Source organism: Chloroflexia bacterium SDU3-3 (assembly GCA_009268125.1).
Classification (GTDB): Bacteria; Chloroflexota; Chloroflexia; order Chloroflexales; family Roseiflexaceae; genus SDU3-3.
This window is the reverse complement of sequence record WBOU01000010.1, coordinates 160299-186749: the sequence shown is the minus strand read 5'-3', so window position 1 is coordinate 186749 and position 26451 is coordinate 160299. Positions and strand designations below refer to the sequence as shown.

General features: G+C 66.7%; 17 protein-coding genes and 1 pseudogene. 11 read left to right on the top strand and 7 right to left on the bottom strand.

Annotation, left to right across the window (positions count from 1 at the left end; genetic code table 11):
- Positions 1–25 precede the first annotated feature (25 nt).
- Positions 26–1219 carry a glycosyltransferase family 4 protein gene (locus F8S13_17485; protein ID KAB8141923.1) on the bottom strand — a complete coding sequence of 398 codons (1194 nt, stop codon included), beginning with the start codon at positions 1217–1219 and terminating at the stop codon, positions 26–28.
- Positions 1220–1558: 339 nt separating this feature from the next.
- Here F8S13_17485 and F8S13_17480 point away from each other — a divergent pair.
- From F8S13_17480 to F8S13_17450, 7 genes and pseudogenes are all read left to right on the top strand, one after another.
- Positions 1559–2164, top strand: a pseudogene (locus F8S13_17480) (hypothetical protein).
- 639 nt (positions 2165–2803) lie between these two features.
- Positions 2804–4798, top strand: a complete 1995-nt coding sequence (locus F8S13_17475; GenBank protein ID KAB8141922.1) for an efflux RND transporter periplasmic adaptor subunit — start codon at positions 2804–2806, stop codon at positions 4796–4798.
- 39 nt (positions 4799–4837) lie between these two features.
- Entirely contained in the window at positions 4838–5581 is a 744-nt protein-coding gene (locus tag F8S13_17470; protein KAB8141921.1) for an ABC transporter ATP-binding protein, read from the top strand.
- Positions 5582–5703: 122 nt separating this feature from the next.
- A complete protein-coding gene (locus F8S13_17465) occupies positions 5704–6957 on the top strand; it encodes an FtsX-like permease family protein (GenBank protein ID KAB8141920.1) in 1254 nt (417 codons plus the stop codon).
- Positions 6958–6962: 5 nt separating this feature from the next.
- The gene (locus F8S13_17460; protein ID KAB8141919.1) at positions 6963–8213 is read left to right on the top strand and encodes an FtsX-like permease family protein; all 1251 of its coding nucleotides are present in this window, start codon (positions 6963–6965) and stop codon (positions 8211–8213) included.
- Positions 8214–8709: 496 nt separating this feature from the next.
- A complete protein-coding gene (locus F8S13_17455) occupies positions 8710–8889 on the top strand; it encodes a hypothetical protein (protein KAB8141918.1) in 180 nt (59 codons plus the stop codon).
- A gap of 227 nt (positions 8890–9116) precedes the next feature.
- Positions 9117–10952: a hypothetical protein gene (locus tag F8S13_17450; GenBank protein KAB8141917.1), complete on the top strand. Its 1836-nt coding sequence runs from the start codon at positions 9117–9119 to the stop codon at positions 10950–10952.
- On the opposite strand, the gene F8S13_17445 is transcribed toward F8S13_17450, so the two are convergent.
- The 3 genes from F8S13_17445 to F8S13_17435 form a co-directional block, all read right to left on the bottom strand.
- Complete coding sequence (locus F8S13_17445; protein KAB8141916.1) at positions 10949–11971, bottom strand: STAS domain-containing protein; 1023 nt, start codon at positions 11969–11971, stop codon at positions 10949–10951. The genes F8S13_17450 and F8S13_17445 overlap by 4 nt on opposite strands.
- Before the next feature lie 302 nt (positions 11972–12273).
- Positions 12274–14937 carry a hypothetical protein gene (locus tag F8S13_17440; protein ID KAB8141915.1) on the bottom strand — a complete coding sequence of 888 codons (2664 nt, stop codon included), beginning with the start codon at positions 14935–14937 and terminating at the stop codon, positions 12274–12276.
- Positions 14938–15057: 120 nt separating this feature from the next.
- On the bottom strand, positions 15058–16911 hold the full coding sequence (locus F8S13_17435; GenBank protein KAB8141914.1) for a hypothetical protein: 1854 nt from the start codon (positions 16909–16911) through the stop codon (positions 15058–15060).
- Between the two features lie 429 nt (positions 16912–17340).
- Here F8S13_17435 and F8S13_17430 point away from each other — a divergent pair, with 429 nt between their 5' ends.
- The 4 genes from F8S13_17430 (at position 17341) to F8S13_17415 (ending at position 22430) form a co-directional block, all read left to right on the top strand.
- Positions 17341–17805 (top strand): transcriptional repressor, encoded by a 465-nt coding sequence (locus F8S13_17430; GenBank protein KAB8141913.1) that lies wholly within the window; start codon positions 17341–17343, stop codon positions 17803–17805.
- A 102-nt stretch (positions 17806–17907) separates the two neighbouring features.
- Positions 17908–20802 (top strand): phosphoribosylformylglycinamidine synthase subunit PurL, encoded by a 2895-nt coding sequence (purL, locus tag F8S13_17425; protein KAB8141912.1) that lies wholly within the window; start codon positions 17908–17910, stop codon positions 20800–20802.
- An 80-nt stretch (positions 20803–20882) separates the two neighbouring features.
- Positions 20883–21698: a DUF1444 family protein gene (locus tag F8S13_17420; protein KAB8141911.1), complete on the top strand. Its 816-nt coding sequence runs from the start codon at positions 20883–20885 to the stop codon at positions 21696–21698.
- Positions 21699–21704: 6 nt separating this feature from the next.
- Complete coding sequence (locus tag F8S13_17415; GenBank protein ID KAB8141910.1) at positions 21705–22430, top strand: hypothetical protein; 726 nt, start codon at positions 21705–21707, stop codon at positions 22428–22430.
- An 80-nt stretch (positions 22431–22510) separates the two neighbouring features.
- Here F8S13_17415 and F8S13_17410 read toward each other — a convergent pair whose 3' ends face one another.
- The 3 genes from F8S13_17410 to fabG form a co-directional block, all read right to left on the bottom strand.
- Positions 22511–24346, bottom strand: coding sequence for a SpoIIE family protein phosphatase (locus F8S13_17410; protein ID KAB8141909.1), 1836 nt, complete (start codon positions 24344–24346; stop codon positions 22511–22513).
- A 144-nt stretch (positions 24347–24490) separates the two neighbouring features.
- Positions 24491–25147, bottom strand: coding sequence for an O-methyltransferase (locus F8S13_17405; protein KAB8141908.1), 657 nt, complete (start codon positions 25145–25147; stop codon positions 24491–24493).
- 473 nt (positions 25148–25620) lie between these two features.
- A complete protein-coding gene (gene fabG / locus F8S13_17400; protein ID KAB8141907.1) occupies positions 25621–26367 on the bottom strand; it encodes a 3-oxoacyl-[acyl-carrier-protein] reductase in 747 nt (248 codons plus the stop codon).
- Positions 26368–26451 lie beyond the last annotated feature (84 nt).

Below are 26451 nucleotides of genomic sequence, written 5' to 3'. Positions count from 1 at the left end.
TGGTAGGCGGCGTTTTTCATGCGGCCTATGGTCGCCCCACGATGCTCTGGTAGATCGACACCACGTCGGCGCACATGCGCTTCGACGAGAAATAATCCTCGACCCGCTGGCGGCCAGCCCGGCCAAACTGCGCGCGCAGCTCGGCGCTCTGGGCCAGCTGGAGGATGCATGTGCCGAGCGCCTCGATGTCTTTGGGCGCGGGCAGGAACCCGGTCTCGCCATCTACCACGATCTCCTCTGGCCCGGCCTGCCGCCACGCCACCACCGGCTTGTTCAGCGCCATTGCCTCGATATACACCATGCCAAACGGCTCTTCCCAGGATGGCATGGTGTACATGTCGAAGCTCTCCATCAGCTGGGGGATGTCGGTGCGGAAGCCAGTGAAAATGATGTTCTGGCTGATGCCTAGCTCGGCGGCCTGGGTCTTCAGCTCCTCGGTGAAGCTGCCGCCGCCGGGGTGGGCACGCGGGTCGTCCTCGCCCACAATCACCAGCCGGTAGTCGGGCATCTGATCCTTGACGCGGGCCAGGGCGTCGAGCAAGTCGCGGTGGCCCTTGTAGAGGAACAGCCGCGAGACCACGCCCATCACCACCGCGCCCTCGGGGATGCCCAGGCTGGCGCGCACCTCGCGCGCGGTCGAGCGGCTGTTCCAGCGCTGGCTGGCCAGATCCAGGCTGTTCAGCACGGTGTGCACCTTGCCCGCAGCGAACCCCGCATCCACAATCGACTTGGCCGAGAAGGGCGACACGGCGATGATCGCATCGGCGTTGCGCAGCGCCCACTTCACGTTGGATGCCAGCCAGTCGCCGTAGCTCACGTGCATGTGCACCACGCTGCGCGCGCCGGTGAGCTTGGCCAGCAGCGTGCCATAGAAGGCGTCGCGCGGCTTCTCGGTGCCGTGGATGACCTGGATGCGGTGGGCGCGGATGAAGCCCGCCAGCCCCAGCAGCCCGCCGAAGGTGCGCACCAGGTTGGCCGCGTAGTCGCCAGCGCCGCGCATGTCCTCACGCGATCGGCCAAATTCGGTTGGCCGCACCACGATGCCCGGGATTTTTTCGAAGTAGAGCTTGGCCGAGATCTCGGGCGTTTCGCGCAGGGCCTGGGTGAGCGCCACGCTCAGCGATACCTGCGAGCGATCCATATAGCGTAAGAGCTGCGCGTGCAGCTCCGAGTCGGCCCCGTAGAACGACTGCGACTGCATGAACATCACATTTATCACAGCGATTGGTCTCCTGTCACATCGGCTGCTGCGGTAGAAGCCATAGTAACTATAGCGGAAAAAGATGCTGGCTGTGATGAACGCCCGCGTCGTTTGTCTAACGATATCGTCATGTTGCCGCGTGCGGGTTAGGCCGGATCGTGCGGCCTAGGCGGCGGGTGCTAGCGCTGGTTGTTTGCCGAGTATGTCTGGAAGGATTTTAGAGGGTATCTAGGGGTGTAGATAGCTCACGCGATGATGGTGGCAATGTTCTTGCATAAGAGCTTGGCAGGAACATGGAGCGAAAGGCCGCAGCCGCAATGGCGTGGCGGCGGCAGAACACAATGAAGGAGCGATACCATGACGAAGACAGTAGTTGGCCTGTTCGATACGCGTGAGGCCGCCCTGCATAGCATCCAGCACCTGACCGACCTGGGCATCCCGCGCGATCAGCTGAGCGTGCTTGCCCGTGGCGAGACCGATAACGATGTGAACACCCTGGTTGATAATAGCAGCACCGACAGCGCCGCTACCGGCGCAACCACCGGCGCGATCGGCGGCGGTGTGCTGGGCGGGGCGCTGGGCCTGCTGGTGGGCATCGGCGCGCTGGCCATCCCGGGCGTCGGCCCGGTGCTGGCCGTCGGCCCGCTGGCTGCGGCGCTGGGCGCTGCTGGCACCACCACCCTGGTGGGCGCGGGCATCGGCGCGGTGAGCGGCGGCCTGCTGGGCGCACTGGTGGGCGCGGGCATCCCCGAGGAGGATGCGAGCTACTACGCCGAGGGCCTGCGCCGTGGCGGCACCTTGGTGGTGGCCCACGTCGACGACTCGCTGGTGGGCCAGACCTACAGCGTGCTGCGCCAGCAGGGTGCGATCGACATCGACGAGCGCGGCGGCGAGTGGCGCTCGGAGGGCTGGGAGCGCTTCGACCCCAATGGTAACGCCTGGGAGCGCAGCAGCAAGGTTGGCACGGCCACCGGCACGGCGGCTGGCGCGGCCACCGGCGCGGCGATCGGCTCGGTAGGCGGCCCGGTGGGCACCGTGATCGGCGGCATCGCTGGCGCGGCCACCGGCGCGGCGGCTGGCGCTGCTGGCGACGCCATCGGCGAGGAGGCCACCGACGATGATACCACGAAGGCCAGCTCGTACGAGCGCCAGGTTGGCCGCGACCCGGTGATGAGCGGCGCCAACGACGACCGTCCGATCGTCTCCGGCGAGCGCCGCAGCGGCGCGCGGATCTACGGCGACGGCGCGCGCTACGACTGGGACGAGCAGGCCAGCGCCCCGGTGATCGTGGGCACCGCCAACACCGGCGGCGTGGTGGCCCCGGTGGCCCCGGCCCGCTACACCGGCGACGCGGCCAGCGACGAGGCCGAGCGCGAGGCCACCAACGACGTTGGTAGCCGCAAGGGGCAGGTGCGCCCCACCGAGTAGCCCGCGCTAAACAGCTATGAATCTGGCGGTGGCGAGATCATCATGATCTCGCCACCGCCTTTTTGCATCTTTCGTCGCCGCTCGGCGTACATGGTTCCGTGCTGCGATCCGGAGCTATGAGAGCAGAGCACAAGATCTACGAATGCTGCCCGAGATCATACAAAAGTATGAGATATGAAGGACGTGTGTAGAAATGTGCAACCCGATATAGCGCGATGGCGTCAAAACACACAGGTTAGGGCAGCTATTGTTTTTAGCAGAGGAGCGACTAAACACATGGCGGCAGTCGCAACAGAGCGGAAAAAAGGTCGTGGGAACAGGCGGTGGATCATCGGCGGGATCGTGGGCCTGGTGCTGGTGGGGCTGTGCGGCGGCGGGGCCTTTCTGGCCCAGTCGTCGGCGCGCACGGCAGCAGAGCAGCTGGCCGCATCCAAGTGGAAGACCGCCGAGGTCACCAGCGGCACCATCGACGCATCGGTGAGCGGCACGGGGAATGTGGCCGCCGCGAGCGAGGCGGGGCTTCAGTTTTCCACCACCGGCACCGTGAAGCAGATTTTTGTCAAAGAGGGCGATGCGGTGAAGGCGGGCCAGCCGCTCGCCCAGCTCGATACGGCCGACCTAGAGCTGGCGGTCGATAGCGCCCAGGCCGACCTGAAGCAGGCCAAGGCCGAGTACGACAAGCTGATGGCCGGGGCCACCCCCGAGGAGATCGCCCAGGCCAAGGCCGCGCTCGACCAGGCCCGTGGCCAGTATACCCAGACGGTGGGCAGCGTCACCAAATCCGACATCGACGCGGCCAAGGCCAACCTGACCAAGGCCAAAGAGGCTTTGGCTCAGCTTGAGGCTGGCCCGAAGTCCGCCGATCAGCGCAGCTACCAGTCGGCGCTCGATCAGGCCCAGGCCAACCTGCAGAATCAGCGCGACAGCCTCTCGCAGGCCAAGACCAACGCCAAGGCCTCGCTCGATCAGGCCGTCAACTCGCTGTCGCAGGCCCAGGCCGCCTACAGCGTGGCCAAGCACAATTGGGACTACGTGCAGGAGACCGGGCGCGACCCGGTGAACCCCAGCGTGACCGGCGCCGACGGCAAGAAGAGCGCCAACACCCTGAACGATGGCGCGCGCCAGCAGTACTACAGCAACTATGTGCAGGCCGAGACCTCGCTGCACAACGCCGAGTCGGCGGTGGCCCAGGCTCAGGCCGCCTACGACACCGCGCGCCAGAACGAGATCGTGGGCGTGCAGAGCGCCCAGCAGCAGCTGGACAAGGCCCAGGGCGACATGGATGAGCTGAACGCCGGGGCCAAGGCCGACGAGCTGGCCGCCGCGCGCGCCCAGGTGGCCAGCGCCCAGGCCGAGCTGGATCGGCTGACTGGCGCGAATCGCAGCGGCAGCCTCGCGTCTGCCCGCGCTGGCGTGGCCTCATCCGAGGCGGCGCTGGCCAAGCTCACCGCTGGCCCGCTGGCCACCGATCTGGCCACCGCCGAGGCTGGCGTGGCCCGCGCCGAGGCCGCGCTCAAGCGCGCCCAGCGCAACCTGGAGCAGGCCACCCTTTCCGCGCCCTTCGACGGCACTGTGGCCAAGATCAATATCCAAGTCGGCGAGCCATCGAGCGGCTCGGTCAGCTCGTCGAGCAGCACGAGCAGCAGCGGCAGTGGCGGCGCGATTGACTTTGCGGATTTGAGCGCCTATCATATCGATGTGCCCATCGACGAACTCGATATCGCCCAGGTTGCGCCCAAGCAAGCCGTCCGCATCACGCTCGATGCCATGCCCGATAGCGATATCACGGGTGTAGTGGCGAGCATCGCACCTGTGGCCACCAAGAACACCCAGGGCACCACCACCTACGAGGTCACAGTCAACATCACGCCTGGTGACAGCCATGTGATGTCGGGCATGACCGCGTCGGTGGACATTATCACCCAGCAGAAGACGGATGCGGTGCTCGTGCCACGCCGCGCCATACAGATTGAAAATGGCAAGAATTATGTCTGGGTACCCTCATCCGGCCAGCCCGACCCTGCCACAGGCCGCCCAGCCAGCGAGCGCCGCGATGTGACGCTGGGATTGACCAACACCGAGTTTGCCGAGGTGACAAGCGGCCTGAAGGCGGGTGACACCGTGCTGGTCGCCGAAGCCAGCTCGGTGATGAACCCGATGGAGAATTAGCCTTGCGCCCAGCGTGGCGCGTACGACAGGGGTGAGCCAATGAGTGCGCTGATTGAGGTTCGGGGGCTGACCAAGGTCTACCAGATGGGCGATCTTGAGGTGCAGGCGCTGCGCGGGGTCGATCTGACCATTGATGAGGGCGAGATGGTGGCGATCATGGGGCCGTCGGGGTCAGGAAAATCGACCCTGATGAACATAATCGGCTGCCTCGACCTGCCCAGCGCCGGCAGCTACTTTCTGGATGGTGTCGATGTCGGCAGCCTAAATGACAACCAGCTGGCCGCCATCCGCAACCAGAAGATCGGCTTTGTCTTTCAGCAGTACATGCTGCTGCAGCGCACATCGGCAGTGCGCAATGTCGAGCTGCCGCTGCTCTATAGCGACACCCCTGGCAATCGCCACGCCCGCGCGGTGGCCGCGCTCACGGCGGTGGGTATGGGCGAGCGGCTCGGCCACAAGCCCAACGAGCTGTCGGGCGGCCAGCAGCAGCGCGTGGCCATCGCCCGCGCCCTGGTGAACGAGCCGCGCATCATCATGGCCGACGAGCCGACCGGCGCGCTCGACTCGCGCACGGGCGAGGAGATCATGGGCATCTTCCAGCAGCTCAACCGCGAGCAGGGCATCACCGTCATCCTGGTGACGCACGACGCCGAGGTGGGCCGCCACGCCAACCGCACGATCAGCATCCGCGACGGCGCTATCTCCAGCGACGTGGCGGTGCACGACCGGATCATCATCCCCGCGCCCGCGACCTCGGGCGCGCTGCTGGAGACCCACGCCTAGCTGCCTGGGTGGGCCACGCCAGATTGTAGAGAGCCGCACGCGCCGCGCCGCGCCCCTGCCGAGCGCCAGCTTTGCTGGAGGCGTGGGGCGGCGTGCGCCTTGCAGGCCAGAGGGCTTCGCAGATGCATATTCTTGAGTCGTTCCGAATCGCATTCACGGCGCTGGGCACCAACAAGCTGCGCTCGCTGCTCACCATGCTGGGCATCATCATCGGTGTGGCCTCGGTGATCGGCATGCTGGCGATCGGCCAGGGGTTGCGCACCTTTCTCGACCAGCAGTTTGCCAGTTTCGGGGTGGGTGTGTTCTACGCCGCGCCCTTCGTCAATACGCGCAAGGCCGATGTGGCGCTGTCCGCGCGTCTGACCGCCGCCGATATCGAGGCCGTGGGCCAGCCGGGCGTGGCCCCGGCGGTGAAGGCTATCTCCTACGACTGGAGCGACAACCTGCCGATCTCGGCGGGCGGCAAGCGCGCCACCCACTCGGTGCGGGCGGTGACGCCTAGCTTTTTCGCCATCAGCGAGAATACGCTGGGGCCAGGCCGCTTTTTCACCGATGACGAGAACCACGCCTCCATGCGCCTCGCGGTGATCGGCGAGGGCATCGCCGAGGACTACTTCGGCGGTGCCAACGAGGCCATGGGCCAGCGCATCTCGGTCAACGGCGTGGCCTTCGATGTGGTGGGCGTGCTGGTCAACAAATCTAGCGGTGGCGGCCCGTTCTCCGACACGCGGGTGACAGTGTATGTGCCTTACCAGACTGGCAAGGAGCGCCTGTTCCGCAACCAGATGTCCTCGCGGGTGGATATCAACACCGCCACCATCCAGGCGGTGGATGCCAACCAGTCCGCCGAGGCCATCCGCCAGGTGACCGAGATCATCCGCGAGCGCCACCGGCTGACCTACCAGGACAATGATTTTACGATCATTGACCTCGGCCAGCTGATCCAGACGGTCAACGGCATCATCGCAGGGTTTAACATGTTCCTTGTCACCATTGCGGCGATCTCGCTGGTGGTGGGCGGCGTGGGCATCATGAACATCATGCTGGTGAGCGTGGCCGAGCGCACCCGCGAGATCGGGCTGCGCAAGGCGGTGGGCGCGCGCCACATGGACATCCTGCAGCAGTTCCTGATCGAGTCGCTGGTGCTCAGCCTGATCGGCGGGGTGCTGGGCATCGCGCTGGGCTACATGTTCTCGATGCTGGGCACCTTTGTGCTGGTGGTGCTGTTCGAGGCCGAGGGCGCGGTGGCCCAGGTGACGCTGGGCGCGGTCGCGCTGGCCACCGGCATCTCGGCGCTGATCGGCATCTTCTTCGGCTTTGTGCCGGCGCTGCAGGCCGCCCGCCTGCGCCCGATCGAAGCCCTGCGCTATGAGTGATCGCCATGCAAATTCTTGAGTCGTTCCGAATCGCGCTTGCCGCGCTGTCCTCCAATAAGCTGCGCGCCGTGCTGACCATGTTTGGCATCATCATTGGCGTGGGCGCGGTGGTTGGCATCCTATCAATCGGCAATGGCCTGTCCGACTACTTCAACGCGCAGTTTCAGCAGATGGGCGTGGGCATCTTCTATATCACGCCCAGCCAGCCCAGTGCCGCCGATGATGCGGGGCTGAAGGTCGAGCTGAACGCCGACGATGCCTACGCCATCATGAGCTCGGGCGCGGTGCCTGCGGTGCGCTCGGTGGTGATCGAGTATAGCGGCAACGCGCTGGTGAGCGCTGGCGGCGACCGCTACTACTACCCGGTCAAGGGCGTCACGCCCAATAGCTTCACGGTCTCCGACAACACGCTGGGCGCGGGCCGCTACTACACCGATGCCGAGGAGCAGGCGCGCGCCCGCGTGGCGGTGATCGGGGCCGACGTGGCGACGGCGCTCTACGGCGGCTACGATGCCGCGGTGGGCCAGCGCATCTCGCTGAATGGCAGCTCGTTCGAGGTGGTGGGCGTGCTCACCACCGAAAGCTCGCAGATGTCGTTCAACACCCCGAAGGAGACGGTGTTTCTGCCCTACGCCACCGCTCGCGAGCGCCTGTTCCGCAATCAGGTGAACCGCCGCGTGGATGTGGGCCAGCTGACGGTGCAGGCGGTGGACAAGAGCCAGGTGAACGATGCGATCGACCAGGTGACGGCGCTGCTGCGCGAGCGGCACCGCCTGACCGGCGAGCTGAATAACTTCTCGGTCGATAACCCCGAGCAGCAGGCCCAGCAGGCCCAGGCCTCGATCCTGGCGCTGAACGGCTTTCTAGGGGTGATCGCTGGTATCTCGCTGCTGGTGGGCGGCATCGGCATCATGAACATCATGCTGGTGAGCGTGACCCAGCGCACCCGCGAGATCGGGCTGCGCAAGGCGGTGGGCGCGCGCTCGTGGGACATCCTGATGCAGTTCTTGATCGAGGCGCTGACCCTGTGCCTGATCGGCGGGCTGCTGGGGGTGGGCTGCGGCTACCTGATGTCGTTCGCGGGTACCTACGTGCTGCAGAATATCTTCATGGCCAAGGACTCGGCGGCCTCGGTTTCGATGAGCTCGGTGGTGCTGGCCACGGCGGTGGCGGGCGCGATCGGCGTGGGCTTCGGCTTCTTCCCGGCGCTGCGGGCCTCGCGGCTTAACCCCATCCAGGCGCTGCGCAACGACTAGCGCCGCTGCGGTGGGCGGTAGTATTCTCTTTCGTGCAGTGGGCAGAACGCGCCCACTGCATTTTTTGTGCCATTGAGTAGGGTTTTGGCGCATAGCAGTGGCTGTCTGGTTGTGTGAGATGTTATGGTCAAAGAGTATCTGGCTCTCTATTCATATATGGTGATATGTATGAGAATAAAATAATAATCATGGCTAGTATGCAAGAAAATGGTTTTTGTATATATAATAGTGCTAGTATTTTTAAAGTGACCTTTAGAATTGATTTAATATATAGAGAATCTACTATCATGAAAATTATGAACATACTGTGATAAATAGGATATCTGCTGTTATTGTCAGGAATATGTCAGATAGTAAGCGACCTCAGCAGGTGTAATATCTGCTATGGTTGTCGGGCACACATATCCAAAGATGAGCTGGAGAATATTCTTTGTGCTCTCTATGCGGCGATGCGTGCATTTGCCCGTGTGTTTGAACAACCAAGGGAGGTACCTGAATGAGCCAGACACACACTCAGAGCAGCTTTGTGGCGCGGTGGTGGTTTGCCATTGTGCTGTTTATCGGCCTCGTGCTGCTGGCGCTGCTCACGACGCCCAGCGGCCACGCCTTTATGGGTCGGGCGCTGGTGGCGACAGACTATGTGTACAACGTCTACCTGTCGTTGATCTATAAGTAGCGATCCGCCTAGTATAGGGACTGCCAACTTCCCCTGCATTGAATCCCCTATGCACCACCCGTTCTCATCCCGATAGAGCAGCTCGCTGATCGATCAAACTGGGAGTTCGTTGCTTGGGGCCGCGCCCCCAACTCTCCCGCTGTGCGCCTGGCGCACGGGCGAATCGCTGCGGGCTGCTAGCCTATCTTGGCGCGCGGTGACGCCGCGCGCCAAGCCCTGCAATGCCCATGCCTCACTCTACCCGCGAGCGGCCAGCTGCGATCGCGCTGGGCGCGCTGTTTCTGCTGCACATTCTGCTCTATATCTGGCTGGTGCCGCCCTGGCAGCACTACGACGAGCCGACCCACCTTGAGTACGCCCTGCTCATCCGCGATCTGGGCCGCCTGCCCACCCACGACGAGCAGATCCCCGAGCTGCGCCGCACAATCGCCGCGTCGATGCTGGCCCATGGCTTCTACCAGAACCCCGATCTGCCGCTGACCGCCCCCGACCTGGATGATCCCGACCTATCGCTGGGCATCAACGAGCGCGGCCACCCGCCGCTCTACTATGCGCTGGTGGCGCTGGCCACCCAGCCCTGGCGCGGCCAGCCGATCGAGCCGCAGCTCTACGCGGCGCGCGGCGTGGGCCTGGCCATGGGGGCGCTGCTGTTTGCGGCGGCCTGGGGCGCGCTGCGCCTGCTGCTGGGCGGGCGCTGGCAGCTGCGCTGCGCCGTGCTGGCGGCGCTGGCCCTTCAGCCTGCCCTAGCCGACAACATGAGCGGGGTGAACAGCGATGTGCTGGCCAGCCCGGTGGCGGCCCTGGTGCTGCTGGCGGCGCTGGCGGCGACGCGGCGGCCCGGCTGGCGCACGGCGCTGCTGTGTGCGCTGGTGCTGCTGCTGGCCTGGAACGTCAAGCGCACACTGCTGCTCTACTCGCTGGTCATCCCGCTGGCCTGGCTGGGGGTGGCGCCTGCGCTGGTGCGGCGGGCGGCGCTGGGCGCGTGCGCCGCTGCGGCGGTCGCCGCGCTGGCCTGGCTGGTCGCCCAGCCCTGGCCGCTGGCCGACTGGCAGGGCAGCGCCGCCGCGCTCACCCGCCACGCTCCTGCGGCCTACAGCGGCGGCGAGGCCTTCGCGCTGGCCCAGGGCGAGCAGCTGAACCAGCAGGTCTACCCCTATCGCCTGGGCACGCTCGACGCCCGCGCGCTGACCGTGAGCGCCTGGGTGTGGGCCGAGCGACCGCTGGAGGCGCAGCCGCTGGCGCTGCACGTGGGCGACCAGAGCGCCCAGCCCACCGTGGCGCTCGGCCCCGAGTGGCGGCTGGTGAGCGCCACGCTGGAGCTGGCGGAGAATACGCAGCCGGTGGCTATTGCGCTGCGCGGTGCCGATATGGATGTGATGCTGCAGATCGATGGGGTGGCGCTGACAGGTGGCGCTGCGCCGCTGGCCGACACCCCCGCGCCCGATGGTGTGTTCGAGCCGGGCTTGCTGGATGCGGCGGGCGGCCCCAACCTGGCGCGCAACCCCGAGGCCGAGCGCCGGATCGTGCCGCTGCCTGCGCCGCTGGCCCGCCGAGCCGAGCGCTCGCTGGGCCAGGCCGGGCTGGCCCAGACCCTGAGCAGCCTGGGCAACTGGCGCTGGGTGGCGGCGGTCTACCCGCGCCAGCTCTGGCTGCTGCTGATTGGATCGTGGGGGATCTTCGGGTGGGGCCAGTATGCGGTCGGCCCCGGCTGGTTTACGCCGCTGGTGCTGCTGGTGCTGCTGGCGCTGCTGGGGGCCTGCCGCTGGGCGGTGCGGCGCGTGGGGCAGGGCGGTGCGCCGCTGCCGTGGCTGCTGTGCGCCGCCGCCGTGGCGCTGGGCTGGGGCGTGGCCCTGCTGCGGGTGCACAGCCAGCCCTTCCCTGGCACCATGTTCTGGAGCTTTGGCCGCTACACGCTGGTGGCGGCGCTGCCCAGCGCCTGCGTGCTGGTGCTGGGCCTGCGCGCCGCGCTGCCCGCCCGCCTGCGCGGCCAGGCCACTGCGGCACAGCTTGGCTTTCTGGCCCTGTTTGCGCTGGCCGCGCTCAGCGTGTTTGCGCTGCGCTAGGCCCCGCGCAGCACCATGCGGATGCCATCTTGCAGCCGCCCGACGGCGCGAATGCCCTCGGTGCCCACATCCTCCATGGCCATGGTGTAGGCCATCTCGGCGCGCATGCCGGTGACGAGCGTGCGTGCCCCGATCAGGCGGATGCCGTGCCCCAGCTGGTCGATCCACTCCACCACCGCGCCATCCACCATCGTTACGCCAGTCAGATCGACGATCAGCGTGTGGGCGCGCTGGCTGTACATCTGGTGCAGCACCATGCTGCTGATGCGGCTGGTGCGCTGCGCGTCGATATGCCCCACCAGCGGCAGCACCAGCACCCCGTCGAGCACCGGGATGAGCGGGGTCTCCAGATCGTTGACGAGGCTGAAGAGCTTGTTGATCTGCTCGTTGTTGCTGGAGAGGCTCTGGTTGGCCTCAAGCAGGGCCTGCTGCTGCTGCTCAAGGTTGCGCTGGGCGGTCTGCGCCTCGGCGGTTTTGGCGCGGGCGTCGTGGAGCGAGCGCTCAAGCGTGCGCACGATCAGCCAGAACATGCCAGCCGCCATCGTGATGATGATGGTGGGGCTGATCTGGGTCTGGATGTTCTCGCCCATCACGTAGAGCAGCAGCAGCGCGAACACTGGCATCAGGCCGAAGATAGGTACGGCTGAGCTGCCGATGACCATGCCCGAGATTAGGATGGGAAAGAGGTGCACATCCGAGGTGAGGCCATACAGCGGGTTGACCTGGCGCAGCACCCAGGAGATGACCACGTTGGCTACAATCAGCGTAATGCAGAGCAGGAACCCGCCGGGGTTGACTGCGCCATAGTGAGCCATAGCAAAGGTGAGCGCGCAGATCGCGATCTCGAGCAGGAAGATCGGAGTCAGGATGCCGATCGATTGCCTCTGGGGCCTGCTGATCACCACGAGCGCGACAATGATCACGGTGAGCGCGACAATGATCGCCCCGCCTTTGAGCAGCCGCCCTCGTATGACGGTCTCGTTGTTGCTCGACCGAATCGACAGAAAGAAGTGTTCCATAGCATGCCCTTCTTTGCATACGAGAGGTGCGGAAACAAGCGTGATCGATGTCGTGGTGGTTAGGATCTGGGTTTTGTTTGGTCGGTGAGGTGATCGCGATGACCCCACTGCGTGTGCTTGCGAAGAGCAGCGAGATACAGGGATATACGCGTAAGTTCTGTGCGTGTTTTGGAACTTTGGAGCCTGGCCCAGTATACCACTGTTGCCAGAAGTTTGGTAGCGTGTCTTTTCTGTGATCAGTCCAGCCGCATGAATACCACAGGCAGCTGGATGCAAGAAACCAGCTGCCCGTGGTATTCACCCTAACGCATCACAAGGGGCAGGAACATGTGGTCGGCCTGGGCCACGCGGGCTGGCGTCAGCGGGTCGCCCAGGATGAGGAAGGTGCGGATCGCCGATTCTGCGGTCGGGTCGCTGCTCAGCAGCTCGGCGTAGCCCGCCTGTGCCAGCGCGCCTACGCTCGGCTGCGCGGGCAGCCCCTGCCACAGCGCCTGGTAGAAGCCGCGCTGCAGGGCGCGGTGGCCCAGCACCACGCCCTCGCCGCTGGAACCCCAGGTGGCCACCGCACCACCCTCGCGCCGGATCAGCAGCCGCTCGTCGATCGAGGTGCTGTAGAAGTTAGGGGCCTGGAATGCGCTGGTGAGGCATGTCATCGAGAGCACGATCGGCATATTGGCGCTGTTTGTGAAGCTATCCGGGTCGTAGAGCGAGAGCAGCGTGTTGGGGCTGGCCGCCACATCGGTCACGCCCCACTGGGTCACATAGCCGTGGCCGATATAGTTGACCAGGGCGGCCCCGCCGTCGAGCAGGCTGCGCGTGCGGCTGTAGGCCTGCTGCGCGCTTGGCTCGTAGATGCCGCTGCGCGCTACCGTTGGGTCGTAGTACATGCGGGCCGTGGTGATCTTACTAGGTGCCATGTTGGCGATCTCGTCGGCCATGGCCGCGAAGTCGCCTGCGCTATCCTGGCTGCCGTCGGCCTGGTTGTAGTTGTCGGCCACGAAGCCGACGCGCGAGGCGAACTCCGGGCTGGGCAAGCTGCTCTCATAGCGCACGATCTTGGCGGCGATATCGCCCACCTGGGTCGCATCCTTGGCCGGGATGCGCCCGATCAGGATGTCGGGTAGGGTATCATCCAGCGGCGAGCTGCCATCCAGCTGGGCATAGCAGGTCTCGCAGGCGGTCTCGCCGATCCAGGGGTCGACCGGCGCGAGATAGGGCGGGATGATATTGATGTTGTTGGCCTGCTCGTCGCTGGTCGGGCGCGCGTAGTCGAAGGGGTCGTTGGTGCCGTCGCCCACTAGGGTGGCGGCCACCAGCCGCCCGCCGCCCTGGGCGTAGGCCGCGCGCAGGAAGCTGCGGATGGCCTCGGGGCCGAGCTGGCCGCCGCCCCATGTGTCGTAGATCGCCTGCGGGTCGACCATAGCCACCTGGTAGCCCTGGCCCTGCCGCAGCGCCACCAGCGGCGCGAGGGCGCTGGCCCACTCGCTGGGGGCGATGTAGATGACCTGGGCCGTCAGCGCCGCGCCGAGGTCGGGTGGGGTGTAGGCAGCCACGGCGGGAGTGCCCAGCGTGCCGCCCTTGGCCACTAGATAGCGGTGCCCGGCCTTGGCCTGGAAGGCGCTGCCGCTGATCGCGATGCGCCCCGGCGCGGCAGGGCTGGTGATGTCGTAGAGCCGCGCGCCGCCGAGCCCGGCCAGCTGGTAGGCCCCTGCGACCGTTGTCAGGAACGAGGCCCCGCCCGCGCTAAAGTCGAGGGTGGCGGGCATCGCCCATGCGATCTGATCGATCAGGATGTCGTCGTAGGTCGGCCCGTTGACGGCGCTGATGATCAGCTGCGGGCCATTTTGCGCCAGCGGGATGCGCTGCGACCAGCTGCCGCCGCTGGCCCAGCTGATCTGGCCGGATGCGCTGCCGGTGCTCACGCGCAGCGTGTGGCTGGCGGTCTTCGATTGGGCGTCGCGCACTGCGCCAGTGATGGTGTAGGTGGCGGTCCCGGCGATGCGGGGCAGACGCAGATCGAGCGTGGCGGTGATCCGCGCGGTGTCCTGGAACTGGTTGAACGAGCTGAGCCGCCCCGAGAACCAGTGATCCTGCTGCGGGCCGGGGTACTGCGAGTCGTAGAGGGCGGGCCTGCGCCAGGTGCCTAGCTCGTAGGCGCTGGTGCGCGGGCTGCCGCTGGCGGGCGCCGTGCTCGCGCCGATGCGCAGCGCCGCCTGCCGCCCGTCGGCGGTGAGCCAGTAGGTGTCGCTGCGGTTCCAGCGGTCGCCGACTGTGGGGGCGTAGAAGAACAGCGTGTCGCCCGCGCCCAGCACGCCATTGCCATCGGCGTCGTTCACCTCCAGCGCGATCTGCATCTCGCCCTTCCAGAGCCGCAGCTGCGCGATCGCCGCGCTGGGCAGCTGCCCTCCGGCGACCTGCTGGATCCCCGCTGTCGAGACGACCAGCTTGGTGGCGGCCTTCGTGGTGATCGGGCTGGGCGTGGGCGCGGCGATGCCCTGCTGGCCGCGCGTGCCCATGGCCGGGGCCTCGCCCAGCGCCTGCGCCCCTGCCAGGCTGGCGCGCAGCGCGGTGGCTCGCATGGCCACGCCGCCGCTCTGGTAGAGCGGGCTGATCGCCACCACCACCATGCTCACGCCGCGCTGTGTGCCGCGCGCGATGATGAACACGGGCTGCTCGGGCAGCCGGTCGGTCGCGCCCGGCGGGGGCTGGGGTACGCGGCGGATCGGCTCGTTGCTGGGGGCCGATTGCAGCTGGGTGATGGCGGGCTGCTGCGGCTGGCCCGTGGTGCGCAGCGTGATCAGGCGCATGGGCAGCTGGATGGCCCCATAGTCGACCAGGGGTAGGCTTTCCGCCGCATCCCAGGCGATCTCGTAGGCCTGGGATGCGGGGGCGGCGACGCTGGTGGCGGCAGGCCAGCAGCTGCAGAGAAGCAGAATCAAAAGCACGAGCGGGCGGTGGTGGCGCATGGCTATCCCTTGGTGCGTGTGGTTTGGGCAGGATGACCCTCTTATGATACACCGATTCGCTACCGCCATGGCTCCAGCCCGCCGCGCTCGATCGAGCGCGGCGGGCTGGAGCGCCGTGCATCAGTGCGTCACCAGCGGGAGGTAGATGTGGCTTGGCGCGGCGGCGGGGCCACCGACTGCCGCTGGGCCGTAGCGCTGGCCCGCGCCCTCTGCCGTGATCTCCTCCAGCCAGTAGCGCTCGCCATCTACCGGCGCGCTGTCCTGCCAGGTGTAGCTGCCGCCCTGGACACCCCGGGCCGCCACCAGCGGCGAGACCCGCGCCGCGCCCGCGCTGGTGGTGCCGCGCAGCACGTAGAAGCCCACCGTGTCTTGCTCGGCAGCGGTGCGCCACGCCACCGTGGCTTTGCCGCCCGCCCGCGTGGCGGTGAGGCTGGCCAGGGTGATGGCGGTGGGCGGCCCTGCGGCGGGCACGCGGTCGAGATCGGTGGTGATGATCGGCGGGTAGGGGTTGCCGATCGAGTCGTCGAAGCTCATCTGCGCGATGTTCTCAAGCTGCTGGGGTGCGTCGGCATCCACCTGCGCCATCACGCGCACGCTGCCGCGCTGTCCGGCCATGATCGGCTCGTTCAGGCTGAAGCGCACCTGCTGGCCGCTGAGCGCGCAGCTGCCCGTGAACGGCGCGTCGATCGCGCAGCCCAGGTAGGTCAGCCCGTCGGGCAGGGTGTCCACCAGCTCGACATGGTGGGCCGAGCCGGGCGTGGCCGTGCTGTCCGAGGTGTTGGCGAAGTTGAGCGCGTAGGTCAGCTGCTGGCCGCGTAGCGCCTGGGTCACGCCGTCGCTCTTGGCCAGCGTGATCACGGGCGTGGGCGGCTGGTTGAAGAATAGCACGCCCGAGGATGCCTCGACCACATATTGGTTCTTGAACGCGGTGGCCGACGGGTACTCCACGCAGACGCGCATGCGCCACCAGCCCACATCCTGCGCGCCGATGGTGAAGCTGTCGCCGCCGCGCTGGGGCACGCCGCCGATAGTGTCGGGGCTGGGCGGGTTGTTCCACAGCATATTTTTCGAGACGCTGCCCACGATCTCGCTGGGGTAGCTGGAGCCAGCGGGCGGGTAGTAGCTTACCGATTCGCGGCCCATCACATCGCGGTCGAGGTCGAAGTTGTTAAAGGTGACGCTGGGCAGCCCGAGGCCCACGAAGGTGTAGAAATCTTGGCACGACAGATCGGTGGGCGCGGCGCTGGCGTCGGGGTACTGCTGAAACGAGGTGTGCAGCATGCCCAGCACCAGCTCGTCGCCGCTGCCCACCACGCCATCGGGGTCATCCACCAGGTTGGCGTTGCCCAGCAGGGCCGAGGCCGCGCTGCTGATGCCGCCGCACGCGCCGCCCACGCAGTCGGGGTCGTGGCCGAGCCGCAGCACCCAGGCGTTGTCGTCATTCTTTTCGGTCTTGGTGGTTAGGGTGTACTCGCCGCAGCCGCTGGCGGCGGCGCTGGGCGTGAGTGTGGCCAGCTCGACCCAGCGCTGGTTGCTGCCGCCGTTGGGCGTGTAGGTCTGGCTATACACCGTGCCACCTGCGGTCGTCAGCGTGAAGCTGGTGCTGTCGGCGTAGCTGGTGTCGGTGGTCTCGGCGGGCGGGGTGCTGTTGTCGCGGATCTCGTCATCGGCCAGGATGCCGCTGGCCGGATCTGGCTCCATAACCTCGGGGTCGAAGAGGGCGAAGGTGAGCGAAAGCCCAGCGGGCCACGTGCATGGGACGTAGATCTGAAATTCATGGCCTACCGCGCTGTTTCCCCCGCTGGTGCTGGTGTAGAAATCGCCGGTGGCAAGGCTCGCCTCTGGTCCGCTGGTCTGGACAAAGGCGGTGGTGTTGCTGGGCGGCAGATCGACCGCGTGCGCCGTGATGGCAGGCAGCAGCCCGGCCAGCAGGGCACCGCAGAACATCCAGCGGAGGGTGTCAACAGAGCGCATAGAGAACCTGTCCTTTTGGTGAGAACGGATAAGCTGCCCGGCCCGAGGCGCGAAAAAGCCACCCCGTGGGCGAGATGGCGGCAGCGATTCTGGGGCGATCCCGAGCTGCGCCGCTCATCATCTCTTTGGTGATTGATCTGGGGTGCCTTTGTTCCTCCATAGTAAACATAAACGTTAGGAATAGCCAAATAGGACTAGGCTCTAACCGTATTTTATGAACGCTAGTACTATTCTGAATTAGGACCACAGTCATGCATGCATTATACGGGAGTCCTGCCCAGGTTCAAGGGTGTGAAGATAAACAAGCGATTTCATTTCGCGATACGAAGGATTGTGGTGGACATAAGTGGATATGGCCATGGTGAAGGCCAAAGCCTCGGCGCTCCGTGCTATAATGCAGGGCACACCGCTAAAGGAAGGAGCAAGGGGATGAACTGGGTTGATCGAGTGCTCGCATCGCTAAGCGCCAGCGGCCACCGCGTGACTGGGCCGCGCCGCGCGATCCTAGAGCGCATCAGCCAGTACACCCAGCCCTTCACCGCCGAGCAGCTCTGGATCGACATCGGCGCGCAGCCCGCCGCCGACTGCGTGATCGGGCGGGCCACCGTGTACCGCACGGTCGACCTGCTGGTCGAGGCCAGCTGGCTGGCCCGCGTGCACTGGAGCCGCAACAAAGAGACCGCCGCCGAGGCCGAGCACGCCTATGTGCCGGTGGAGCAAGGCCACCAGCACCACCTGGTGTGCAAGAGCTGCGGCCAGGTGATCGCCTTCGAGGGCTGCGACATCGATGCGCTGCTGGGCGGCCTGGCCAAGCGCCTCAACTTCCGCATCGAGGGCCACTGGCTGGAGGCCTACGGCCTCTGCCAGCTCTGCCAGCGACAGGCCCGCGCCTAGCGCTGCATCCTGCCCCGCCGCGCGCCCAGGCGGCGTACCCACTTGTGGTACAATCCCATCGCAGTCGATAGCAAGCCTTCCACGATGGGATAAAACGAAGCTATGGCCCAATTCCTCGTCACCGTGCGCTCGCGACTTTCGAGCGCTGCCCCGCACCAACTCTATCTGATCGATGCCGATATGGACGCCGCGACCATCCAGCGGTTTACCGCCGAGCTGCTGCACGACCCAGTGGTGCAGGATGCCGCGGTGTCGCCGCTGGGCGCGCTTGACGATCTGGCGCTGCCCGAGGGCGCGTGGGGGATCGAGGTCGCCTACCTGCCCGGTGTGACCGACAACGAGGCCGAGAGCATCCGCATCGGCGCCGAGCGCCTTGGCCTGCCCGTGCCGCACGTGGTCCGCACGCTGCGCCGCCACCTCGCCGCCAGCCCCGACGCCCAGGCCGAGGCCGTGCTGCGCGAGGTCTGCAACCCGCTGGTGCAGACCGCCATCACCCTGCGCGGCGGCGCGGATGTGCTGGCCCAGCGCGCCGCGTTCTACACCCACCTGCTGCAGACGCCTGCCGACACCACGCCGCACATCGCCCGCGTGGACATGCTGGACGCGGACGACGAGGAGCTGCTGCGGATCAGCCGCGAGGGCATTCTGGCGCTGGATCTTGAGGAGATGCGCGCCATCCAGGCCTTCTTCCGCGCCGAGGGTCGCCAGCCCACCGACGGCGAGCTGGAGACGCTGGCCCAGACATGGAGCGAGCACTGCTCGCACAAGACCTTCAAGGCCAAGGTGCGCTACCGCTCGGCGGGCGACAGCTCGCTGCCCGCCGACGCGCAGCGCTATCCGGCGCTGGCCCAGCTGGCCCAGCCTGGCGAGGTGGCGATCGACAGCCTGATCAAAACCTTCCTGATCAAGTCCACCAACGAGATCCTGGCCAGCCACACCGACCCGTGGGTTCTCTCGGTGTTTGTGGACAACGCAGGCATTGTGGCGTTTGGCCCCGACCACGAGGTCTCGATCAAGGTCGAGACCCACAACCACCCCTCGGCGCTTGAGCCGTTCGGTGGCGCGAACACCGGCGTGGGCGGCGTGATCCGCGACGTGCTGGGGGTGTCGGCCAAGCCGATCGCCAACACCGACGTGCTGTGCTTCGGCCCGCTGGACCTGCCCGAGGCCGACCTGACCAGCGGCGTGCTGCACCCGCGCACCATCGCGTCGGGCGTGGTGGCGGGCGTGCGCGACTACGGCAACAAGCTGGGCATCCCCACCGTGAACGGCGCGGTGCTGTACGAGGAGGGCTACACTGCCAACCCGCTGGTGTTCTGCGGCACCGTGGGCCTCGCGCCGCGCGGCAGCAACCCCCACCACCTCCAGCCCGGCGACGCCGTGGTGGTGCTGGGCGGCCGCACTGGCCGCGACGGCATCCACGGCGCGACCTTCTCGTCGGTGGAGCTGACCCACACCACCGCCCAGGATGTGGGCAGCGCGGTGCAGATCGGCGACCCGATCACCGAAAAGAAGGTGCTAGATGTGCTGCTGCAGGCCCGCGACCGTGGCCTCTACAGCGCGATCACCGACTGCGGCGCGGGCGGCCTTTCCTCCGCCGTGGGCGAGATGGGGGCCGAGACCGGCGTGCGCGTGATCTTGGACGATGTGCCGCTGAAATACGCTGGCCTGCAGCCCTGGGAGATCTGGCTCTCCGAGGCCCAGGAGCGCATGGTCATCTCGGTGCCGCAGCCGCACCTGCCCGAGCTGCTGGCGCTCTGCGAGGCCGAGGATGTCGAGGCCACCGTGATCGGCGAGTTCACCGGCGATGGCCGCCTGACGGTGCTGCATCGCGGCGCGACCGTGGTGGACATGGCCATGGCCTTCGTGCACGATGGCCGCCCGCAGCGCCAGCTGGCCGCCGAGTGGGCCGCGCCCGCCGCGCCCGCTGCCGCGCCAGCGCCCGCCGACCCCACCCAAGAGCTGAAGCGCCTGCTGGCCCACCCCAATATCGCATCCAAGGAGCCGATCATCCGCACCTACGACCACGAGGTCGGCGGGCGCACCGTGGTGAAGCCCCTGGTGGGCGTCGAGCGATCTGGCCCCGGCGACGCGGCGGTGCTGCGGCCACTGCCCACCAGCCCCGAGGGCTTCGCGCTGGCCAGCGGCATCAACCCGCGCTACGGCGAGGTAGACCCCTACTGGATGGCGCTGGCCGTGGTGGATGAGGCGCTGCGCAACGTGGTGGCCGTGGGCGGCGACCCGCGTCGCGCCGCCGTGCTCGACAACTTCTGCTGGGGCGACCCGCGCCTGACCGACCGGATGGCCGGGCTGGTGCGCGCCGTGGCGGGCTGCTACGACGCCGCGCTGGCCTACGGCACGCCCTTCATCTCCGGCAAGGACTCGCTGAACAACGAGTACCGCGGCGCAGATGGCGCGCGCCACGCCATCCCGCCCACGCTGCTGATCACCGCCCTAGCCCATGTGCCCGACGTGGCCAAGTCGGTGACGATGGATGTGAAGGAGGCGGGCAACCGCATCTACGCGGTGGGCCTCACCAAGGATGAGCGGCTGGGCGCGCATAGCCCGGCGGCATCCGGCCTGCCCAAGGTCGATCTGGCCACCGCACCCGCGCTGCTGGCTGCGCTCCACCAGGCCATCCAGGCCGGTCTGGTGCGCTCCTGCCACGATCTGAGCGAGGGCGGCCTAGCCGTGGCCGCCGCCGAGATGTCCTTCGCTGGTGGCCTCGGCCTAGCGCTTGATCTGGCCAAGGCCCCGGCCAGCGGCCCGCTGGCGGGCGAGGCGCTGCTGTTCTCCGAGTCGCCCACGCGCTTCCTGGTGGAGGTGCGCCCGCAGGACGCCGCCGCCTTCGAGGCCGCGCTGGCTGGCCTGCCCGCCGCCGACATCGGCGAGGTCACCGCCGCTGGCGAGCTGCGGATCGCCCACGGTGCCGCGCCGCTGGTGCAGGCCTCGATCACCGAGCTTCAGGCCGCCTGGCAGGGCACCCAGGTCGTCTAGAAGCCCACCCCTGATCTCCCTGGCGAGGGTGGCGTGGCAAGCGCCGCCCTCGCCTACGCTATCTAGAGGAATGGTTCCCCATGGAAGCAGATGATGTGATTGGCGTGATGGACGCCGAGCAGTTTGCCACCTACCTAGAGAAGCGGCTGACGCTTTTCGACGAGATTGTGCCGCTCTACCGCGAGGGTATGCAGATGCGGCTGAGCGTGGCCGATGAGCCGGTGGAGTGCGATCTGCAGCCCTTCTTTGAGGCCTACCAGAAGCGCCCCGAGCTGCTGGATGCGATCGTGCAGACGCTGGTGCGCGTGATCCAGGGCGAGCAGCGCCCATCGGGCGAGAGCGACTACACCACGCTGGCCGACCGCATCTTCCCTATGCTCAAGCGCGTCGATCTGCTGGTGGGGGTGCGCGAGCGCAACCTGCCCATGCTGGCCTACCGCGATTTCCTCGCCGACTTGATCATCACCTACGTGGTCGAGGAGCAGGGCGGCGTCACCTATATCAACGAGGAGCACCTGGAGCGCTGGGATGTGAACGTGCAGGATCTGCACGAGCAGGCGGTGGAGAACCTGCGCCGCCGCACAGGCGAGATCAGCGCGGTCAGCAGCGGCCAGGCCGAGCAGCGCCTGTTCATCTTCAACAGCGGGGATGGCTACGACGCCACCCGGATGCTGCTGTTCGACCTGCTGGAGAGCTGGGCGCAGCACACCCCCGGTAATTTGGTGATCGGCATCCCCAACCGCGATTTCCTGATCGCCTTCAGCGACGCCGACCCCGACATCTTGAGCAATATCGCCATCCAGATCCAGTCGGATTCCGCCCAGCGCCAGCACGGCCTGACCGATCAGCTCTTCACGCTTTCGGGCGGGCAGGTGCGCGCATACGAGTGGGAGTAGAGCGCTGTGCAGCTTGTGATCACGATCCTGACCGTAGTGCTGTTTGCCCTGTCGGTGTATCTGTGGTGGCGCGAGCATAGCCCGATGTACTGCATCGCGCTGTTCGCAGGTATGTTTGGCACGCTGGCCTCGCCGCTCTGGCAGCTGCTCTATCGCTTTTCCTACGACCCAGCCCTAGGACGCGCGGTCGCCTACCTTGGCTTTGGGGTGCCCGGCGTGGTGGTGATGGGCGGCTGGCTGCTGGTGCTGCCCGCGCTGCTGATCTTCTACCTCACCCGGGTGGGATGGTGGTTCTCGGGCTATCTCAGCGGCTGGCTTGCGTTTGTGCTGTTTGTCGTCTTCCATATGCTGATCGAGGTCTTCGGCACCAAGGCCATGTGGTTCAGCTACGACTCGGCGGTCTACCTGCCCTTCGGCATCCAGCTGGCCGTGATCTCGGCGCTGATGAACGCCCTGATCACCCTTGGCACGCTCTCGGTGCTCATCCTGTCGCAGCGCTACGCGCTCACCAGCCTGCTGCTGATCTTGCTGCCCACGCCGCTGGTGCTCAGCCTGTTCATCCATGGCCTGCTGGGCGCGCCGCTCTACGCCACGCTGTTTTTGCAGCTGCACCGCATCACCAGCGGCTGGGCCACCAGCATCGGCGTGCTGGGCACGATCGGGCTGCTGGCCTGGGGCGCGCACACCATGGCCAGCGTGCTGGCCAGCCAGCAGGGGCCGCGCGGCATCTAGCCCCGCCCGTGATCGCAGCGCAGCAGAAGGGGCGCGTGGCCAGCCTGGCCACGCGCCCCTTCTGCTCGCGGCGGCCCGCGCTAGGCGCTGGGCGGCTGCCGCTTGATCACGATCATGGTGATGTCATCGGTCTGGGGCGTGCTGCCCGCGAAGGCGCTGACCGCCGCCGTGATCCGCTCGACGATCTGCTGCGGCGGCAGGTGGTGGTAGGCCTCCAGCACCTGGGCCAGCCGCTCATCCTCGAACAGCTGGCGGCGCGAGTTCATGGCCTCGGTCACGCCGTCGGTGTAGAGCACCAGCACGTCGCCGTAGTCTAGCCGGATGCTGCGCTGCTCGAAGCGCGGCTCCTGCACCACCCCCAGCACGATCCCCTGCGCCTCTAGCAGCTGGGCGCGCCCGCTGGCCGCGCGGAACAGCACCGGGTAGCAGTGCCCGCCGCTGGCGAAGCTCAGCACGCCGCTCGGCGGGTCGATGATGCCGTAGAAGGCGGTGACAAACAGGCCCGTGCGCGCATCCTCCAGCAGCATGCGGTTGGCGAAGTGCAGCACATCCTCGGGGCTGCGCCCGCTCAGCGCGCTGGCCCGTAGCAGCGTGCGCGAGAGCACCATGAACAGCGCGGCGGGCACGCCCTTGCCAGTCACGTCGGCGATCACCACGCCCAGTCGCCCATCCAGCGGCTGGCTGGCGCTGGGCTTGCCCCAGCGCGCGCGTGGCCCGCTGGGCGTCTCGGAGGCCCGCTCCAGCGCGATAAAGTCGTAGAAGTCGCCGCCCACCTGCCGCGCGGCGCGGTAGAACGCCGCGATCTCGAACCCAGGCACGTTGGGGTTGCGCTCGGGCAGGAAGCTGGCCTGGATATCGCTGGCCAGATCGAGCTCCTGCTCCAGCCGCTGCCGCTCGTTCGACTCCTGCTGCAGCCGCTCGCGCTCTAGCGCCTGCGCCGCCTGCGCAGCCAGCATGGCCAGCAGCTGCTCGTCATCCTGGCTGAAGCTGCGGTGGCTGCGAGTGTTGACCATCAGCTGCCCCACCACCACGCCGCCGATGCTTACATCCTTGGAGAGGTGGCTGCGGAACTTCTGGGCCGACAGCATCTTGGGCAGGCTCTCCAGCGCATCCTCGTGCAGGCTGTGGCTCTTCTCGGGCAGGTACCACAGGTGCGGGTTCTGCTCATCCAGCGCGGCGGGCAGCCCGCTGGCGGGCAGGAACCGCCAGCCGTGCGCCGCCACCAGCCGTGCCACACCAGCAGCCTCGTCGGCCACCACAAAGGCGCAGGCCTCGATCTCCAGCAGCCGCGCGCCCACCCGCGCGATCCGGTGCAGCGCCGATCCGATCGCGTCCGACTCCAGCAGATCCTGCGAGAGCTGCAGGATGATCGCCTGCTCCTGCACGCGGCGGATCTTCACCTGCTCGTTGAGCCGCATGCGCGTGATCGCGATCCCCAGCATCATGCCCACGGTGGAGAGCAGCTGCAGCTGGGCAGGGTTGAAGCGGCCAAACTCGGTGGTGGCCACGTTCAGGATGCCCAGCAGCTCGTTGCCCAGCAGCAGCGGCACCGAGGCGTGCTGGTACAGCCCGCGCTTGTCGCCGATCGCGTAGCGCAGGCGGCTGCACCGCACCATGTTCACGGCCTTGGTCAGCTTGCCGTCGTTGCACATGTCCTGGCAGTCGCACGAGTCGTTCCAGGCCGGGCCGGGGTAGTCGATCGCGGGCGGCAGCCCATAGCGGGCCACTAGGCGGAAGATGCTGTGCTCGTCGCGCAGGAAGATCCAGCCGGTGTTCAGCTGCATCATATCGACCACATGGCGCAGCGACGCCTCAAGCGCGTCGCGCACATCCTCGGCCTGATTCAGCACCTGCGAGAGTGCGTTGAGCGTGGTCAGTTCGGTCATCCGGCGCTGCGAGTCACTTTGCGAAGGCATATAGGGTAGAAAGATAGCTGGGCCGAGGCCCGCTGGTAGGCGCATGCCGTGGGGCTGCGTTGCGGTTTGACAGGTGGCGGCGACAAAAAACCGAAGACCTCGTCACGATGTCTCCGGTTTTTCGGCGTGGCTTGCGGCGGCGGCTCAGCCGAGCTTGCGGCAGAGCGCCACGCCGTCGCGCACGGGGATGATCACCGACTCAAGCTCGGGGTGCTGCATGATCGCGCGGTTGAACTGCTGGATACCGCGCACCGTGGGGGCCGCATCTTCCTCCTCCAGCACCAGCGCGTTGCACAGCACATTGTCCACGATCAGCATGCCGCCGGGGCGGATGAGCGGGATGCACATGTCCAGCGCCTGCAGGATCTCGACCTCGTCGGTCAGGTTACGCAGGATGTCCAGGAAGATCAGGTCGTATGGCCCGGCCAGCAGGCGTAGCTGCTGGAACCACTCGCCCTCGTGGATGGAGAAGTGCTCGCCGTAGCCTGCCGCGCCGATCATCTCGCGGGCCAGCTGGATGCGCTCGGGCTTGCGCTCGATCGCGTCGAGCCTGCCGCCCAAGGGCGCGATGGCGCGCAGCAGCCACATGGCGGCGTAGCCAGTGGCGGTGCCGATCTCCAGCGCCTCGCGAGCGCCCATGCTCTTGGCGATCAGGTACAGAAACTGCCCCTCGACCGGGCCGACTAGCGGCAGCCCACGGGTGCGCGCGCGGCGCTCAAGCTCGGCAAAGGCGGCTGGGCGCTCGGGCATGAGATCCTGCAGGTAATCCTCGATCGCGATGTTGGTGATGTCGTCGCGCATTGGACCATCCTCCTGGCGCATGTGGGCAGTACAGTTTGCTAGATTGTACCACAGGTGTCATCGGGTGCGGCCCAGATCCGCATGCCGCTTTGGGGCCTGTGCGCTTTCGATGCCGGGAGGATTTTTACCACGAAGGTGCGAGGGGAAGAAAAGGGTATGGGACTAGTGGCATCTCACCCATCCCATGCGGCGAGGGTGCTGCTGATGTTTTGTTGGCCATATGCACGACCACTAGCAGCCCATCAATCAAAAATAAGAACCACCGCTATCATGAATGGCACAACGACTATTTCTATTAACTATTGTATTTAGTATGTGTATAAAAGATCAAGGATTGCTTGATATAGCTACATTATTGTGAGGTGTTGCATATACACATGAAAAATGGCCGAGGGCGGGTGAAAAATGGCCGAGCGCTAGGAAAATATCGCAAGCTGTGCGGACGCGTGGCGCCACGCGCCCGCACCGCCACCCTACGGCATCACCCAGCCGCCATCCACCGTCAGCACATGGCCGGTGATGTACGACGCCCCCGGCGACACCAGGAACGACACCGCGTGCGCCACCTCCTCGGGCCTGCCGAAGCGCTTGAGCGCGATCACCTCAAGCGCCCACGAGCGCAGCGCGGCGGGCAGGTCGGTCAGCAGCTCGGTCTCGATATAGCCGGGGGCCACCACGTTGGCCGTGATGCCATCTAGCGCCACCTCGCGGGCCAGCGCCCGCGTGAAGCCCACCAGCCCGGCCTTGGCCGCGGCGTAGTTGGCCTGGCCCACATTGCCCGCCAGCCCCGCCAGCGACCCAATGTTCACGATCCGGCCATAGCCCTGGGCGCGCATGGCGCTCAGCACCGCGCGGCAGCACACGAACACGCCGGTCAGATTGGTCTCCAGCACCGCATCCCACTGCGAATCCTTCAGCCGCATGAACGGCGCATCGGCGGTGATGCCCGCGTTGTTCACCAGCATGTCGATCTTGCCCCAGCGCTCGCGGGCCGCATCCAGCATGGCGGCCACCGCCGCCTCGTCGGCCACATCGGCGGGGTAGATCATGCACTCGCCACCCAGCTGGGCGATCTGCTCGGCCACATCGCGTGCGGCGGCCTCGTTCCGCTGGTAGTTCACGAGCACGCGCGCCCCCTGGCGGGCCAGATCCAACGCGATAGCGCGCCCGATCCCCCGCGACGCGCCGGTCACAACGCCCACCTGGCCCGCAAGATCCATGACATCCTCCCCAGTCGAAGCAGCGATGGTTACAAGAGCGAATACGTGGGAGATCCTATCACTATGCGCAGATCCCTGCAATAG